Annotated in this window: 2 protein-coding genes; one reads left to right on the forward strand and one right to left on the reverse strand. The window is 32.2% G+C overall.

Annotated elements, in window-relative coordinates; all coding sequences use genetic code 11:
* Positions 1–819, reverse strand: an 819-nt coding sequence (locus RH82_RS00075) for a transposase (RefSeq protein ID WP_034057050.1), incomplete at its 3' end; no start/stop codon positions are given.
* A gap of 606 nt (positions 820–1,425) precedes the next feature.
* Between RH82_RS00075 and RH82_RS00080 the strand changes: the two genes are divergently transcribed.
* Positions 1,426–1,754: DUF4304 domain-containing protein (locus tag RH82_RS00080; protein ID WP_034057051.1), on the forward strand; the 329-nt coding region annotated here is incomplete at its 3' end.

Consider the following 1,754-nt stretch of genomic DNA (forward strand, 5'->3'; position numbering starts at 1 on the left):
ATTTTCTACCATGGAAGTCATAGCGTGCTTATCGTTATTATTGGTGAGATCGTAATCAATAGGGATTTTATGTTTATGGTCTACAGTAGATTGTACATTATAACAAACTTCGGTAACAACTCCTCTAATAACAAGCTGTCTAGCTTCTGGGTCTGAGCTAGAGAATTGTTTTTCACCTGTTTGTTTTAATTGTTTTTCAATAGCTTGATACTGTTTCTTGTGTTTGTTTTGTTTGGCAATTTTTGTTTCAATCACTTTTTTCTTATCACCATCAGCAGTTTCTAATGCATTACAATATTGAGCAAGCTTCGTTTCTATGTAGGCAATATGTCTATCAATTTTCTTTTGGTTGTAATTGTTTTTCTTGGAGTTTTGTGCTCTAAGTTTGGTTCCATCACCCGCAAGTAAAACACCTCCAATAAGGTCTAGGTTCTTAGCAATATTTACAGTGGCTCTAAACACTTTTTTAATGGATTTTGGATTGTCCCTTCTAAAATTAGAGATGGTATTATGGTCTGGAACAAGTCCTTTTATAAGCCACATCAATTCCACATTTCTAATACATTCCTTTTCTAATGCTCGAGAAGATCTTATTTTATTAAGATAGCCGTAGATGTAAAGTTTTAATAAATCTTTTGGATGAAATGGCGGGCGACCATTTTTATTAAACCGAATATCTTTAAACCCCAAAGCAACAACATCTTGTGAATTTACAAAGGCATCAATAAAGCGTACAGGATTATTTTCTGCTATTAATTGTTCTATTGTTTCGGGAATTAAAACGGCTTGTTTTCTGTTAAAACCTTGAATGTAGCTCATAACTAAAGATACAAATTATCAATGTTTTATACCAATATTTAAGTGCTCAGTTTTTAGACAGTCTGACGTTGTGGGCAAGTACTCAATTAAAATATTTAAGCTTGATTTAAGGGGTTTAAAATTTAATTTCCGCCAAAGTCTGGTATAAAAACCCAATTTTTTTTGGCGCACAAAAACAAAAATTTTAGCTAAGGTTTTTGTTTATTTATTAAGGTCGTTCCCTAGCGGTTGAGCAACTTTATAAATATTTTTTTAGTCAGTTTCTTTTTCCCTAGATCAGTAATTAAATTTTTGTTTTTTAACAAAGGAAATTTCTAATCCGCCAGTTTCCGTAAAATCAAATCTGAGCGCTTTATTTTTTTGGTTGTTGAATTTCTAAGAATAAAAAATTCGGTTTATAGACAAAGGACAGTCCTTTTTTATAATGGTCTGTAAAATATATTCAAAACCTGCCCACAACAAAGTATAAAATTAATTGCTTGGTTATTGATTACTTACGAAAGTCCAAACAGACTTTCTTGGTTAGTGGTTTATTTAGTAAATTAGTGGTCTAAATACGCAACTAATCTTATACAACACGTTGGCAACAAGCTAAATAAAACGACAATGAAGAACTTCAATCTTTTCGGGAAAACCAAAAGGCAGAGCTCAAATTCTGAATCTGAAAAATCGGAATTTGAAAAAATTAAGGTTTTTAAAAGCTTGCCAAAAGAACAATGGAAACCAGCTTACAACGAGCTGAATATAATAATTGGTGCTAACCTCAAAGAATACGGATTTAAAAAGAAAGGCAGAAAACATTATCGACTGACAAATGACTTGTTGGAAATTATAGACATTGATAATCGTGGAAGTTGGTCCGGAGCGAGAGATGATATTGAAATCCGAATTGGATTAGTTCCATACTGTTGGCAAGGTTTGACAACAGAACATTA

It is taken from the genome of Lacinutrix jangbogonensis (assembly GCF_000797445.1).
Classification (GTDB): domain Bacteria; phylum Bacteroidota; class Bacteroidia; order Flavobacteriales; family Flavobacteriaceae; genus Lacinutrix; species Lacinutrix jangbogonensis.